The following is a 14377-nucleotide window of genomic DNA, read 5'->3' on the forward strand; positions in this document are numbered from 1 at the left end:
TCTGCTTATTGGCTAAAGCGTTTACCAGTTTTCACTTTTCCCATTGCTAAACACATGCCCAGATGCTATGATCAGGGTTTTGATAAAAATTTCCCTTTCCTCGACTTTTAAGTGTTTTGACATTAATCCCGACAGGGATTTTTGAATGCGCTGAACATCGGCTTCCGACCATAAAGATGGCAGGAACAGATCGATCATTAGAGCATAATTCTGTCCGTATTGTTCAAAGTCACGGATAATATTAATGCTAATATCTTTTGGATCAACTCCGATCAAAGAGGCCCATTCGCTGCATATATCTTCAAAAACCAGGTTTTTGGAAATTTTGCTCTTGATATAACAATTTGCAATAGGCATTTTAGATAATTATTCTATAAAAATATAGAAATCAGACATTCTCTGACCTATTTCAGATCATTTGATCGATTATTTTTTTAGAAAGGGTTTCTCCAATGGATAATGAAGAAGTAGCAGCGGGAGAGGGGGCATTGCAGCATTAAGTTTTGCTTGCCATAAACGCGATCAATGTTTCAAAAACTTCCCTCTGACCAGGCCGTTTTCATTTTGAATACGATATTGGTAAATACCAGAAGGCCAACTTGTAATATTAATTTGAGTTTTATGCATTGCTAGAACTTGCTCATGCTGTAACTTTCCCTGCATGTCATATATCTTGATTTGTGAATGTTCTTTATCTGTGCTTAAATGGATATTGACAATAGCATTAGCAGGATTAGGATAGACCATAATGCCCTCATTAACTGAGATTCTTTCATTCAAACTGGACACGATACCATTGCTATCGGTGGAGACCAGCCACATCGACTGTCCGGGGGGAATAGGATTGTTGAAATCTTTGGCGTCCCCAACAAAATAGATTCGGTCATTGTAGATTTGAAGGTCATAGATGTTATGAAACTCTTTAGAATTAATATTACTGTAGAAATATTGTGGCTGATACCAAATACTATCGCCATTACAGGAAAGTTTTTGCAAAAAACAATAGAATCCAGCCGTATCAGGATCGACCAGAAAATCAACTACATTACCACCAACGACAATATCTCCATTCGGGGTTTCATCAATAGATGTTGCCAAGTTGTTGCTGCTAAACCTCCAATCTATGGTATATTCCCAAACCTGATTGAGATTGCTGTCTAGCTTTTCGACATAACTTTTGTTCTCTGGTGAGATAAAATCTCCATCTGTGGCCGCTGAAGCGCAGGCCAGTCCACCATCCTGGGTTTTGACAATATCCCAGACCCCAATACGCCGATTGGAAGCAGAAATATACTCATCCAGTACATTGCCTTGATAATCCATTTTGATGACCCAGTTTTTATCAAAACCATTGCCTAACTTTCTAGCTCCTATAGCAACAGTTGTGTCATCATACATAGTAACAGAATAGCTTCCTTCTTGAATGGCTTGCGTTCCTAAATTCTTTGTTGTTAATAGATTCCCGCTAGTATCAATTATTATATATAAAACGTCTACATCGTAGCTGCTCACAGAATCTGGTTGTTTAACAAAACCACCAATTATCGCTAATTTATCTGAACCAAATAAAACGGCATCATCCACCAGATAATCAATATTCGCAAGACTATCCTGATACTCAACGGTCCACAATATGGCATTATAGAAATCTCGCTTTTGAACAAAAAGTCCTTGGTTTGTTTTTACCCCTGCTGTATCAAATCTGAAATCACCGATTATGTATTTATTACCATTGGAATCAATAAGGAGTTTTTCAGCCTCATAAGCACGAAGGGTATCTCCCACAAGATCAAAATACTGAAAGTTGCCATTATGAGCATAGGTAGCTATATAGCCCAAAAGTGCAATGTTATTGCTATCTATATAGGGGTATGTAGGTCCGACAATATGAATATGAGTACTATCTACAACCATTGAATAACCTGATGCAGAAGCATTGCTAAAAGGCTCCACTAAGTTTATTTGCGCTTGACCAAGAGTAAAAAGATAGATAAGCGATATAGTAAGGGGTGTTTTCATTTTAAAAAGCAAAAGAGATCGGATGATCTCTCTTGCTTCAATTTTATGTTAAAATTACAGATTTATTTAATAATACTCAGCTTACCGGCGATGATCTGCTCTCCGGATATGGCCTTGTAATAATACAGACCACTCGGCAGGTTCTCAGTGGAGATCGTCTTCACTGGTGCTTTTGATTTTATATTCCACTGCTTTAACCGTCTGCCATTGACATCTATAATACTAAGCGCAATATCTTCTCCCAACGTTCCGCTAAAGCTAAAGCTCACATAGCTTTCTGCCGGGTTGGGATAGACCTTCGCCTGAAAGAGCTGCTCTGCAGTTGTGCCTGTGAATGAAGCCCGTTTGGCTCCTTCTCCCAAATCTATTTCCGGCAGATAGAAAAACTCTCCAAAGTTGACCATAAGCAGATTCTTGGCAATGGCCCCTGTGAGGTCATCATATGCTGCCCAGTCATCGAGCAGGGATTTATCACTAACATCCAGCGCATTTAAAGCCTTACCTGCATTATGCCAGGCTTCCTTTTGATCGATCAGCGCTTCAAAACGATCAAATTCCTCTGACCAGTAGTCGCCTTCGGGTAATTTAGTACTGAGCGTGTTGAGCTCAGTCGCGGCATCTTCAAAGCGCTCTTGATGCGTGAGCCAGTTGATATAGGCCATGTGCTTGCTATGCCCCATATTGCGGGTCATGTAATGCTCGATAGAATCTGCTAGATAGCCATTGGGGTCAAACAAAAAGCTACGTAAAATGCGGCTATTGAGCACTTCCATACGCCCTTGTATTGCGCCCATTTCAGCTTCAAGAATCCCAAGCGGGGTCTCCTGATCCCAGTTGGCCACAATCAGATCGATTGCATTCTGATCGAGGGGATTGGGAATCTCGTATTGCAGCTGATCAATAATGTCTCCACTTTGGGTGGCGTCGGGGTTGGCTAGAGCCACTTCAAGCAAAAGCGCATCGGGCAAAACACCGATATTGGCTGCTTCCATAAAAGCATCTTTCGATAGCGGGGAGTTGGTCAAAAGCTCGTTACGCAAGTTCCAGGCATCCCCTGTCCAGCTGGCCTGAATATCTGCCAAAAGCTGAGGGGTTGAACCACCATCTACCAACTGACTACGGTTATAGAATAAATTGGCATAGGCAGTGTCTAGTGAAGCATACTCAGAATTATTGGCAGAGCGGGCCGCTTCCTGATTGGTGCTGGTATCTATAGGGTTGCCACCACCTAGTTCTTCAAATGAGGAAGGACATTGGTTAAATTGTGCTTGAGGCACTGGATTAAACCAAACTGGCGTTGTGTGATTAGGTTGATTGACTTGATCCTGATAATAATTAACAACATTTAACACCGCCACCTTATAATGACTTTCGCTCTGAATCCCAACTGGATCAAATTTATTACCTGCAGAATTTCCGCTGGCTCCTTGGGAGGACCTGATACCTGAAATAGCAGCAGAATAGTTCGTTGAAGGACTTACCACAAAATCAAAGGCATTGCTGTTCATGCTATCGCATTTGAATTCAAGGCCTTGATCTGGTTCCGCTATGTTCCAATTAATCGCTTCTCCAATCATGGCCAAATGCATTTCGGTTAACGTATTTAGGTAGACCTCGTTGGAGGCTGTGCCAGAGTTAAAAATACGAATGCCATAGGCGGGATTTTCCATATCAGGAGCCTTTGCTATATGATTCCCTTCAATATGATAGCCGGTAGAGGTAAAAGAGGTAATGGCGGTGGAAATTCCTAGATTTTCAATTCGCCCAACAGAAATGTTATTGCGAGTTATCTCAGCTTGATTAAGCCCTGATAGCATAATGGCATAGTCAAGTGTATCAAAATCACTTTGATCCACTATCACCGTCTTTTCCGAACCTGTGCCACTAGCGTGTACTCCCAAATGTAAATTATAGAAAGTGGAACGCTTGGCATTTACAGAGGTAGATTTAGGAATCACAGCGATGGACGCATCGAAGGCAATAATTCCTGCGCCTCCTTTAAGGTTGGGCCGGAAATCTGTAGTCTCATTTCTAAATGAGCATCCTTTTACCTTGATCTGCCCTATATTGGAAAGTCCAATAAAGCGGTTAAAATCAGCGCTACCAGTAACGGAGTCAATAACAAAATCATCATTGACCAAAAAATCGCAATTAATGAAATAACTCAAATCACCCACAAATGTCAGGGAATCAGTGGCTAGAGTATTTTGAAAATTACACATGTTTACAGAATAAGAGTTATTCAAAAACTTGGAATCAACAGCTCTAATAATCCCTCCAAAGTGAATGGAGTCTCCTGAATTCGGCCCTGAGGAAACGATATGATAATTTCGAATTCCATGAGCAGAACGTTCAATAACAGCACCATTTTTTAATTCAACGATTCCTGAAGTCAAAGCATTTTGGGGCTGACCAGGCGTACCCCAAACTTCGATACCACGCCAAAAGCCCTCTCCACAATGATCATTGTCAACCGAGCTAATCCGCCCACCATCAAGGTTGAGTTTTCCACCTTGCTCTACTATGATTTTGGCATCGTGTTGCATAAAGAGCTCGCATGTGACTGTGACTGTGGCACCGTCTTTTATTATCATGTTTTGGTAGATACGACTATTATCATCGAATAGTCTATCTGAACTAATTATCAAATCCGGGTTAATAGGATAGCACTCGTAGACAGCATTTCTTACGTTAGTAATAGCAACACTTCTATTAACTTGAGCTACTTGTAAATCGTATAAGGTATTTCTGGGGTCCCCTCCACCGTTTTGATTTTGAATATTTTGAGGGCATTGATTGGCATGACCTAATCCAAAGTTATGACCAAATTCGTGTAACCAGCCCCTTCGATCATGCTTCCACCCCGGCGGGCAATATGCAGGGCAACAAGCATTTATTGAATCTGCCTTAAATCCTCCGCTGCAGTGATATCCGTTTTGTTTGGCTACCCACCGGTCGAACATATCATCTGTGATAAATCCATTTAGTACATCCATATCCCTTTGTGGAGTAAATGCGCAGGCTCTTCCATCTAAAACCGTATCAAACCCAAGAAGATTGATAGAATCAAATTGTAATACCCATCGCTTGTAACCGATTTCTGATCCAGTGATGTACACATTTATTGCATCATTTTTAATGTTATTATGTGCAGCATAGTTAATGAAATAGGCACGAGCCAAATCTCTATGATCACAGACATATTTATTATCTCTATTCCACATAGCTGAATCAATGATTTCAATTTTATCGTGAATTCGAAACCGGACACGCACATCTTGAAATACATTTATTTTACCATCAGGTGTCCATGAAAGACCACCATTACCACCTCCTTCCCAATTACATTTCGTGCTATCAGCTTCATTAATGAAAGCCAAATTTGAATAGCGCCTATTGAGATCAATGGAAATGCTGTCTAAAAAATTACTGTGTACAGGGTTTGAAAGATCGAAGTTTTTTTGTTTGGTACTGTCTTCATGAAAAATGACCAGCCGAATGTTTAAAGTACGGATGGGTAAAGTCGTATCGACAGTCACTGTTGTATCTGGCAGGTATTTTCTAAGCTCTGAAACAGAGGCTATATAGGCTGGAGAATTATTGCATGTTAGCATAAAGTTAAAATTCTCCACATCTGCAGAGTCCAATCCACAACCCCAATCCATAGGCGAATCTTGAGAAATTCCCATGAAAGGGACTATTGTTAAAAAGGAGAAAAGGAGTACAATAAAAGTTTTCATAACATATATAATTTAAATTGAACATAACATACCCGTTATAATTGTTGATTTGGGTGATCGTCATGCCTCAATTTCCATTACTGTCATGAGATGGGAGGCGATAAGGTCTTAGAAATTTTTATGAACCTTTATCTTAAATTTAGTTGATAAATTAAGTATGTCAATAACTATAGGAACTTTTAACAAACATTAACTAAATCTAAAAATTGATTTCTGGAAAACCTTATAATATAATTTAACCTTTTTTAAGTGAAAAATTATAGTTGAAGAATAATCTTATTAGATATTGTTTCCCCAATCGATAAAGAAGAGGTAGCAGCAGGAGAGGGGGCATTACAGACATTTAAAACTCTTTTGCTTTCCAAAATCATAAAATCATCTAACAAGCCACCTTCCTTATCGCAGGCTTGTGCTCTTACTCCGGCACCACCGGGAATCAGGTCATCGGATTGTACTTCCGGAATTAATTTCTGCAAGGCTTTGGTAAAAGCGGCTTTTGAATAGCTTCTGTAAAATTCACCAATGCCGGTTTTCCAGTATTTAAAAGCCACCTTTTGAAAACCCGGCCAGGTGAGTGTTTCAAAAAACTCCGAAAGATTGACATCTGATTTTTTATAACCTTCGCGGGCATAGGCCAACACCGCGTTGGGGCCTGCCTCTACACCACCGCCTATCATTCTTGTAAAATGCACACCCAGAAATGGAAACGCAGGATCGGGAACCGGGTAGATTAAATGCTTGACAAGGTATCGCTTCTCTGGTTTTAATTCATAGTACTCACCTCGGAAAGGCACAATTTTCAAATTGACATTTTGATTGCTCAGGCGGGCGATTTTATCGGAGTACAGACCCGCGCAATTTACAAGCATGGAACTTTGATATTCTGCTTTTTCCGTTTTAATAATGCAGGCCTCTTTTTTTAATTCGATGTCTTTCACCTTATTGTCAAAAGCGAAGTCCGCACCTTTTTCAATTAGCAATTCTTTGAGCTTTTGGCTCATGGCTTTGTAATCGATAATGCCGGTTTGAGGAACCCTCACGCCTTTGATTCCCCGCAAATGCGGCTCGATTTCTTTCATTTCTCCCTCTTCAAGCCATTTGAGATCTTTTAATCCGTTTTCTATGCCCCGATCGTAAATATTATGCAATACCTCTAATTCGCTTTCATCGGAGGCTACGATAATTTTTCCGCATAGTTCAAAAGGAATGTTGTGCTTTTTAGCAAAGTCTATCAGTAGCTGATAGCCGCGTATACAGTTTTTGGCTTTCAGGCTGCCGGGTTTATAATATATGCCAGAGTGAATAACGCCGCTGTTATTACCGGTCTGATGTTGAGCCACATCGCTCTCTTTTTCTATTATCAGAATCCTGGTATCGGGTTTTTTAATCTGCAGCTGATAGGCGGTTGACAAACCAACTATTCCCGCTCCAATAATGCTTACATCGTACATCTTAGAAAAAATTTAAGCGAATTACGGAATATTTTATCCGCCACAACCAATTAATCTGTTCCATTTAGGACTATCGACTGTCTGTGAGTCGTTATCCTCAAAAAAGACACGATATCCATCTTTTTGTTTGCTGAAAATGATTTTTCTCCCTCTGGAATTTTTTAAAGTCTCGATTTTTCGTGCTTCGGGAAAGTCATTGGGAAAACTGAATTCCGGAAAAATATTTTGATAGGCTTTGAGAACTTCGCTGATATTGGGATTCTGATTAGGCGCCGGCATTGGATTTTTGAATTGTCTCAAAATCCTTTCGCATTTTTTTTAGAAGCTTTTCTTCCATATCCTCAGTGCCTTCAAAGGCATCCGCAATGCTTTCTACCACGTTAAGAAATTTCTTGCTCATTTTCTCATCAAAGAGTTCTGTATTGTCCTTGATGGCATTTAAGGCATTCGTATAGGCTTTGTCAATGGTAGGTGTTATGGCAGAATCCAAAATATCAAAACGCTGCTCTGCAATCCATGCATCTTCTTTGAATTCTTTTCTAAGGATTCTTTTGAATAGACGTTTTTCTGAACTTTGGATATCTCCATCTGCCTTAGCAATACTGTAAGCTAAGGAAGCCAATGCTTCTATTAATTTTGATTTACCTGTACTCATGTAGGAAATATTTCTGCCAATTTAAGAAATGGACATTAGACCAAAAAAAAACTTACCTCAAAAAGATTGAAGTAAGTTTTTAATTTATCTATATAAATAGATTAAGCCAGTTGAGCATCTAATTTTTTGGATAAAATATTTTTAGGAACTGCGCCTACCTGCTTATCCACAACCTCTCCGTTTTTAAATACTAAAAGAGTTGGGATACTTCTGATTCCAAATTTTGCAGAAACTCCGGGATTCGTATCAACGTTTACTTTTCCGATTACGGCTTTGCCATCGTAATCTCCGGCCATTTCTTCAACGATTGGTCCAATCATTTTACAAGGCCCACACCATTCAGCCCAGAAATCAACAAGTACAGGCTTGTCGGAGTTTATGACTTCTTCAAAATTGGAATCGGTTATTTCTACTGTCTTTCCCATTATTAAGTTTTATTTAGTGATTTAGATTTTTACAAAATTAGAAAAAATGTTCTGTTAAATGAGTAATTTATACGACAGACCCTCTATTTTGTCGAGTTGTGAAAATAATTCATCATTTGGATCAACCGTATATTTCCTCGATAAAAATTCAATTTCTATTTTTTCCAATGGATCTCTGACAAACATTTTCAAAGTGCATTTACCCGAGTTGCCGGATACCACTTTATCAATTTCATCTACCATACTGTGATCAATAACGGCTGAATGTAAATAGAGTTCAATTTTCTTCGCCTGATTCTGTCTTACTTCTGACAAGAGTGACATTTCAAAGGGTTGAAACTCCCAATCCGATTCTTCAATAGGTGCTTTGGGCTCATTTCTCAGTTGCTGTTTTTTGGACCAGCGCAGATCCATTTTGCCCTTTGTATAGAGGAAAGTACCGGGTTTAAAATAATTTGCCATATTGACATAATCATCGCCCATTCTGAAAATTTCTATGGCCCCGCTCATGTCTTCGAGAGTCATTACAGCGAATGGCGTTCCTTTTTTGGTTTGTCCGGTACGAACCGCGGTAACCATGCCTCCAAGTCGAATATCATTGGCGGCTTGTCTTGGAATATTTTCAATGTTATGAGAGCAAATATGTTCCAGCTCTACTTTGAATTCATCCAGTGGATGTCCGGAAATATAAAAGCCGACCACTTCTTTTTCGATGTTGAGTTTTTCTATTTCTCCAAAGGGTTCCAGGTCTTCGATCCGCGGTTTGGGCATTTCAGTTTCATCTCCTCCGGCACCAAATAACGATGCCTGCGAAGAATTTCTTTCTGCGCTGATCCGCTGTCCGTATTTGATTGCCTTTTCTATGAGATTTTCATCGTTTTCCGCGGCTTCCAGGTATTGTCGCCGGTGATAATTCCCAAGATTGTCGAAAGCGCCGGCCATTGCCAGAGCCTCATAAGTTTTTTTATTGACCTGTCTTGAATTCAGACGGCTGGAAAGATCAAAAATATCAGTAAATGCTCCGTTTTCCTGTCTTTCATTAATAATACATTCTACGGCTGCATCGCCGGTTCCCTTTATCGCGCCAAGGCCAAATCGAATCTGTCCTTCATCATTTACATTAAAATACTGACCGCTTTCATTGACATCCGGACCCAAAACCTTAATGCCCAAATGTTTGCATTCATCCATAAAGAATGTCACCTTTTTGATGTCATTCATATTGTGGGTCAGCACCGCCGACATATATTCGGCAGGGTAATTGGCTTTTAGATAGGACGTGTGAAATGCAACGACGGAATAACAGGTTGAATGCGATTTGTTAAAGGCATAGGCCGCGAACGCTTCCCAGTCTTTCCAGACTTTTTCTGCAATCTCTTTATCGTGGCCATTTTTTTCACAGCCTTCGAGAAATTTGGGTTTGAGCTCATCGATGATCTCCTTTTTCTTCTTACCCATAGCTTTTCGGAGAAGATCGGCCTCGCCCTTGGAGAATCCGGCGAGTTTCTGAGATAAAAGCATGACCTGCTCCTGATAAACTGTAATTCCATAGGTTTCGGCCAAATATTCCTCCATATCAGGAAGGTCGTATTGTATCTCTTCAATACCGAGTTTCCTTTTGATGAAATTGGGGATATATTCCATTGGACCTGGCCGGTAAAGAGCATTCATTGCAATCAGATCCTGAAATTTATCGGGTTTCAAATCCTTCAGGTGTTTCTGCATTCCCGGACTTTCAAACTGAAAGGTCCCATTGGTCAAACCCTTTTGATAAAGCTCATAGGTTTTTTCATCATCCAGTGGAATTTCATCGGGATCGATTTCTATGCCATGTCTTTCCTTGATTATCCGAATGGCTTCCTTAATAATGGTCAGCGTTTTTAAACCGAGGAAATCCATTTTGAGCATTCCGGCCGATTCCACGACTGAGTTGTCAAATTGCGTCACCAGGAGGTCAGCATCTTTTGAAACCGCCACAGGAATGAAATTCGTGATGTCTTCGGGTGTTATAATCACGCCACAGGCATGTGTTCCGGTATTTCTTACCGAACCCTCAAGTATTATGGCTTGATTAATGGTTTCGGCTGCCAGGTCATTGCCCTTGGCCAACGCCTTTAGCTGTTCGGCCAGCATTAGCTGATCGCTACGCAGACGTTCTGCTAACGATTTTTTATCGAGGTTAAATAATTTATTCAGCGAAATATCGGGCACCTTTTTGGCCACCTGGTCGGCTTCGGAAAGAGGGAGATTCAATACACGGGCGGTGTCCCTGACCGAGGATTTTGCGGCCATTGTTCCATAGGTGATGATCTGAGCCACCTGGTCTTTTCCGTATTTATTGACAACCCAATCGATAATTTTGCTTCTGCCCTCATCGTCAAAATCTATATCAATATCGGGCAGTGAGATACGGTCCGGATTGAGAAATCGCTCAAAAAGCAGATCGTACTTAATGGGATCTACATTGGTAATACCGGTGCAATAAGCCACGGCAGAACCGGCTGCAGAACCCCTTCCGGGGCCCACAGAAACACCCATTTTGCGCGCCTGATTTGTAAAATCCTGAACAATGAGGAAATATCCGGGATATCCTGTTTTTTCAATGATGGAAAGCTCAAAATCCAGACGCTCCTTTATTTCAGTGTTGATTTCCGGATACCTTTTTTTCGCTCCTTCAAAGGTCAAATGTTTGAGGTAGGCATTTTCTCCCCGGTTGCCTCCGTCTTTTAAATCCTCAGGATCTTTGAATTCGTCTGGAATCTCAAATTTTGGCAGTAGCACATCTCTTTCCAGTTCATAGGACTCAATTTTGTCGGAGATTTCCTTTGTGGTTTGGATGGCATTAGGGAGATCTGCAAAAATAGCCTTCATTTCATCCTGCGATTTGAAATAATATTCTTCGTTGGGAAAACCGTATCTGAAACCACGGCCTTTTCCTATGGGCGTGCTTTGCAATTCGCCCTCTTTGATGCAAAGCAAAACGTCATGCGCATTGGCATCTGTTTTATCCAGATAGTATATGTCATTGCCCGCAAAGACTTTGATATTGTATTTTTCTGCAAAGCCCAAAAGTACTTCATTGACCCTGTTTTCCTCTTCCAGTCCATGCCGGTTGAGCTCCAGATAGAAATCATCGCCAAACGTTTCTAGCCACCACTGCAGAGCTTCTTCTGCCTGGGTTTCACCTACATTTAAGATCAGCTCCGGAATTTCACCTTTCAATCCACCGGTGAAAGCGATGAGGTCATCCTTGTATTGGGATATCAGCTCTTTATCAACCCTGGGCACGCCAAAATAAAATCCGTCTTTATAGCCGAAGGAAGAAATTTTGGCGAGATTTTGATAACCGTTTTTGTTTTTTGCAATAAGTGGAACCTGGTATCTTTTATCCGGATTGTCTTTTGTAAATTGCCGGATGTGACGGTCCTCGGTAAGGTAAACCTCACAACCGAGTATGGCTTTAATACCTTCTCTTTTGGCCGCTCTCACAAATGAAAAAGCACCAAACATATTGCCGAGATCGGTCAGTGCGACCGCATCCATATTATCGGATTTAGCCTTTTTTATAATTCTATCAATTCTCGAAACTGCCTGAAGAATTGAGAATTGCGAATGGTTATGCAGATGGATAAATGTAGAATCTATCTTTTTTGCATCTGCAGTATCTACGATCAGAGAAGGGTCTTTTTGCTTTTTGGATTTTGCAAAATTTGCTTCTTCGAGATTCGGCGACTGATACTTTTTAAATTCTTTTTGTTGCTCTTTTAAAAGCGGAATGATGTTGAGATCAAGCAGACCAAAAAAACATTTGGCAGTGGCATCAACATCGAAAGCTGCATCGTGGGCATCACCAAACCCCTCACCAAAAAGTTTCTCGTGAAGTTCGGTCAAAGTAGGCCATTTGAAGCCTCCCCCTCTGCCGCCGGGAATTTTGCAAAAATCAGTACCAATATCCTTAGTGTCGACGATTTTGACATTTTCTAAAAGATTTCTTTGCTCTGTTCTAAGATATTCCGCCCCGACAATGTTGATATCGAATTCTATATTGTGGCCAATGACAAATTCTGCTTTTTTTAACTCATCTGAAAATTGATCGAGAACAGAATTGAGTTCATCACCATCTTTTAATGCACGCTCAGTAGATATGCCGTGTATTTTTTCAGAATTATAGGGAATTGTAAAGCCATCAGGTTTTACAATGCAATTGCCCTGACTTATCAGGCCTCCACTGAAATCGTGCAGTTGCCAGGCCATTTGTACCAGTCTGGGCCAGTTGTCGAAGTCGCTTAGCGGAGCATTGTAGTTTTTTGGTAATCCTGTCGTTTCTGTATCGAATATGATATACATTCCCGGAATTTTTCTGAGTGGAATTCAAAATTAGCAAAAAGGAGGATGGAGATTTAGACAATTTATCCACAATTTGTAATCTTGTGTTTTTAATTCAATGAGGCATTAGCTTCCACCTACGCTCCTGAAAATTATCGGAGCTTTGGTTAAGCGTAAAATATGGAGTGTTAGCTCAGTTGGTTTAGAGCACTACCTTGACAGGGTAGGGGTCACTGGTTCGAATCCAGTACACTTCACAAAACCCGAAACAAAGAAGAGCAATCAAATTTTAATTCAAAGCAAATGTATTTGACTTTGAATTAAAATTTGATTGTTAATCGCTTTGCGATTTTTTATTTCGGGTTTTTACCTCCCCAAACCAGGATCGCCGAAAGAAACGTAGTGAATTGAGGCAATCCCGTATGCCTCACTAGATCCAAAAGAATTTTTTTAAACAATCAAAGTGAAATTCATTACCAATTTTATTTGTAAATGAATTTTGCTGTTTGTTAATCGTGAAACGATTTATTCTTTTTGATTTTTACCTCTCCCAAACTGGATACCTTGAACAAATTTGGAAGCAATCCAGAATGCATCGCATTTCCCCCCAACCTCGTCCGCGTTTGTAACGCGGATGCCATAAGAACACATAATCAAATTCCATGTATGTTGATTAAAAAGCAATTTCATTCAATTTTTTCAATTTCAACTAATCCTTTTTTTGCTGCAATAATCTCTTGCACTACTATAAATATATTCGCCCGGTGAATCAACAATCTCATCGACTACAGGATTATTGTGAATATAATCGATCTTATTCCAGATATCTATATCATGCATCCCAATTGCGTGATTATCGTCTTTCCAGATTTTGTAGTTTTTGGCTCGCCCGACCCGTTTTGCTTCAAAGGCAAAAATTCGCTTTATCCATTCTCTTCTGCTTTCATAGATCTCATCCATTTCTTTCATAATTGCTTTGGAAGTAAATTTTTTAAAATCTCTTAAAAAATCTGAAATTCTATTTGGCGCTTCAACTTTGCAAACCAGGTGTAAATGATTAGTCATTATAACCCAGGCATAGACTTTTAGACCTTTATTAATGACGCAGTAATTCAATGAATCAACAATTATTTGCCGATAATTCTTTCTTGAAAACAAATCCACCCAATGAACAACAGTGAAGGTTAGGAAATAAATATCATTTTGTCCTTGAATAAAATACCGATCTCCTGCCATTAGATGAATATCGGAAAAGAATTCAAATGCAGTTTAAATCAATGATTGGAACTACATTTTTTCTTTGTAAAGCAATAGTTATGCGTTACAAACGCATGATCATAGTATCCTCGTTGCGTTACGCTAAATTTATCGGCCAATAGGCGGACGAGGACGAGTGCGGGGGCTTTTCTAAGGCCGCAGACGCTAACAATACTGAAAAACTTGATAAAGTTCTGCATCCAGATTACCGGATTATTATGAACCGATTATTTGGATCTAAGGAAGTTTCAGTTATGAACAAACCTCAATACTTAGAAAAAATAGTAAGCAAAGAGTGGGGTGGTGTTAAGCGAGTAGTCAATGTTGAAACGATAATCTTTAACGAAAACTCTGCTTCTGCAATTGTTGCTTATAAAGGAGAAAAGATGTCATGGAAAAGCATAATACATCTTGTTAATTCTGAAAACAACGAATGGCTAATTATTAGCGAAACACCCAAAATGTAATAGTCTTGGCCCGTTTATCGGGCCCTTTTTTAAATCT

Annotated in this window: 10 protein-coding genes and 1 tRNA gene; 2 read left to right on the forward strand and 9 right to left on the reverse strand. The window is 39.9% G+C overall.

Annotation, left to right across the window (positions count from 1 at the left end; genetic code table 11):
* Nucleotides 1–21 precede the first annotated feature (21 nt).
* The 8 genes from HZR84_12280 to dnaE all read right to left on the reverse strand — a co-directional run bounded on the left by HZR84_12280 (nt 22) and on the right by dnaE (nt 12637).
* On the reverse strand, nt 22–357 hold the full coding sequence (locus HZR84_12280) for a hypothetical protein (protein QNL20398.1): 336 nt from the start codon (nt 355–357) through the stop codon (nt 22–24).
* Nucleotides 358–522: 165 nt separating this feature from the next.
* Nucleotides 523–1953 carry a T9SS type A sorting domain-containing protein gene (locus tag HZR84_12285; protein QNL22687.1) on the reverse strand — a complete coding sequence of 477 codons (1431 nt, stop codon included), beginning with the start codon at nt 1951–1953 and terminating at the stop codon, nt 523–525.
* 128 nt (nt 1954–2081) lie between these two features.
* Complete coding sequence (locus tag HZR84_12290) at nt 2082–5759, reverse strand: T9SS type A sorting domain-containing protein (GenBank protein ID QNL22688.1); 3678 nt, start codon at nt 5757–5759, stop codon at nt 2082–2084.
* Nucleotides 5760–6016: 257 nt separating this feature from the next.
* Nucleotides 6017–7210 (reverse strand): L-2-hydroxyglutarate oxidase, encoded by a 1194-nt coding sequence (lhgO, locus tag HZR84_12295; GenBank protein ID QNL22689.1) that lies wholly within the window; start codon nt 7208–7210, stop codon nt 6017–6019.
* Between the two features lie 33 nt (nt 7211–7243).
* On the reverse strand, nt 7244–7489 hold the full coding sequence (locus HZR84_12300) for a hypothetical protein (GenBank protein ID QNL22690.1): 246 nt from the start codon (nt 7487–7489) through the stop codon (nt 7244–7246).
* Entirely contained in the window at nt 7476–7865 is a 390-nt protein-coding gene (locus HZR84_12305) for a TerB family tellurite resistance protein (GenBank protein ID QNL22691.1), read from the reverse strand. The genes HZR84_12300 and HZR84_12305 overlap by 14 nt, the downstream gene beginning before the upstream one ends.
* A 101-nt stretch (nt 7866–7966) precedes the next feature.
* Entirely contained in the window at nt 7967–8290 is a 324-nt protein-coding gene (gene trxA, locus HZR84_12310) for a thioredoxin (protein QNL22692.1), read from the reverse strand.
* Nucleotides 8291–8344: 54 nt separating this feature from the next.
* Nucleotides 8345–12637: a DNA polymerase III subunit alpha gene (dnaE, locus tag HZR84_12315; protein QNL22693.1), complete on the reverse strand. Its 4293-nt coding sequence runs from the start codon at nt 12635–12637 to the stop codon at nt 8345–8347.
* Between the two features lie 161 nt (nt 12638–12798).
* Here dnaE and HZR84_12320 point away from each other — a divergent pair.
* Nucleotides 12799–12873 (forward strand) — tRNA-Val (locus HZR84_12320).
* Nucleotides 12874–13321: 448 nt separating this feature from the next.
* Here the strand turns inward: HZR84_12320 and HZR84_12325 are convergent.
* Nucleotides 13322–13852, reverse strand: coding sequence for a transposase (locus HZR84_12325; GenBank protein QNL22694.1), 531 nt, complete (start codon nt 13850–13852; stop codon nt 13322–13324).
* Nucleotides 13853–14067: 215 nt separating this feature from the next.
* Between HZR84_12325 and HZR84_12330 the strand changes: the two genes are divergently transcribed.
* A complete protein-coding gene (locus HZR84_12330; protein QNL23257.1) occupies nt 14068–14340 on the forward strand; it encodes a hypothetical protein in 273 nt (90 codons plus the stop codon).
* Nucleotides 14341–14377 lie beyond the last annotated feature (37 nt).

Source organism: Hyphobacterium sp. CCMP332, from assembly GCA_014323545.1.
GTDB lineage: Bacteria > Bacteroidota > Bacteroidia > Cytophagales > CCMP332 > CCMP332.

Excerpts from the sequence above, each read along its gene's own strand:
- lhgO (QNL22689.1), bottom strand. The coding sequence starts at position 7,210 with ATGTACGATGTAAGCATTATTGGAGCGGGAATAGTTGGTTTGTCAACC.
- trxA (QNL22692.1), bottom strand. The coding sequence starts at position 8,290 with ATGGGAAAGACAGTAGAAATAACCGATTCCAATTTTGAAGAAGTCATA.
- HZR84_12280 (QNL20398.1), bottom strand. The coding sequence starts at position 357 with ATGCCTATTGCAAATTGTTATATCAAGAGCAAAATTTCCAAAAACCTG.
- HZR84_12290 (QNL22688.1), bottom strand. The coding sequence starts at position 5,759 with ATGAAAACTTTTATTGTACTCCTTTTCTCCTTTTTAACAATAGTCCCT.
- HZR84_12325 (QNL22694.1), bottom strand. The coding sequence starts at position 13,852 with ATGGCAGGAGATCGGTATTTTATTCAAGGACAAAATGATATTTATTTC.
- HZR84_12305 (QNL22691.1), bottom strand. The coding sequence starts at position 7,865 with ATGAGTACAGGTAAATCAAAATTAATAGAAGCATTGGCTTCCTTAGCT.
- HZR84_12300 (QNL22690.1), bottom strand. The coding sequence starts at position 7,489 with ATGCCGGCGCCTAATCAGAATCCCAATATCAGCGAAGTTCTCAAAGCC.
- dnaE (QNL22693.1), bottom strand. The coding sequence starts at position 12,637 with ATGTATATCATATTCGATACAGAAACGACAGGATTACCAAAAAACTAC.